This window comes from Myxococcus sp. CA033, from assembly GCF_013336625.1.
Lineage (GTDB): Bacteria > Myxococcota > Myxococcia > Myxococcales > Myxococcaceae > Myxococcus > Myxococcus llanfairpwllgwyngyllgogerychwyrndrobwllllantysiliogogogochensis.
This window is the reverse complement of record NZ_JABUMU010000082.1, coordinates 1-620: the sequence shown is the minus strand read 5'-3', so window position 1 is coordinate 620 and position 620 is coordinate 1. Positions and strand designations below refer to the sequence as shown.

Below are 620 nucleotides of genomic sequence, written 5' to 3'. Positions count from 1 at the left end.
GCCACGACGCCGGCGCCCACCGTGCGGCCACCCTCGCGAACAGCGAAGCGCAGCTCCTTGTCCATCGCCACCGGGGTGATGAGCTCCACCTCGATTGCGATGTTGTCGCCCGGCATCACCATTTCCACGTTCTCAGGCAGCTTCACCGTTCCCGTCACGTCCGTCGTGCGGAAGTAGAACTGGGGACGGTATCCCTTGAAGAACGGGGTGTGGCGACCACCCTCTTCCTTCGACAGCACGTAGATCTGCGCCTTGAACTTGGTGTGCGGCTTGATGCTGCCCGGCTTGGCCAGCACCTGCCCGCGCTCCATGTCCTCGCGCTTCAGACCACGCACCAGCGCGCCGATGTTGTCTCCCGCCCGGCCCTCGTCCAGCAGCTTGCGGAACATCTCCACGCCCGTGACGACGGTCTTCTGCGTATCGCGCAGACCGACGACTTCAACTTCCTCGCCAACCTTGATGATGCCACGTTCCACGCGGCCCGTCGCCACCGTTCCACGGCCGGCGATGGAGAACACGTCTTCCACCGGCATCAGGAAGGGCTTGTCCGTCGCGCGCTGCGGCGTCGGGATGTAGCTGTCCACCGCCTCCATCAGCTTCAGGATGGCGCCCTCGCCGAC

1 protein-coding gene is annotated in these 620 nt (G+C 65.2%); it reads right to left on the bottom strand.

Annotation, left to right across the window (positions count from 1 at the left end):
• Window positions 1-620: EF-Tu/IF-2/RF-3 family GTPase (locus HUA78_RS45725; RefSeq protein WP_254624271.1), on the bottom strand; the 620-nt coding region annotated here is incomplete at both ends.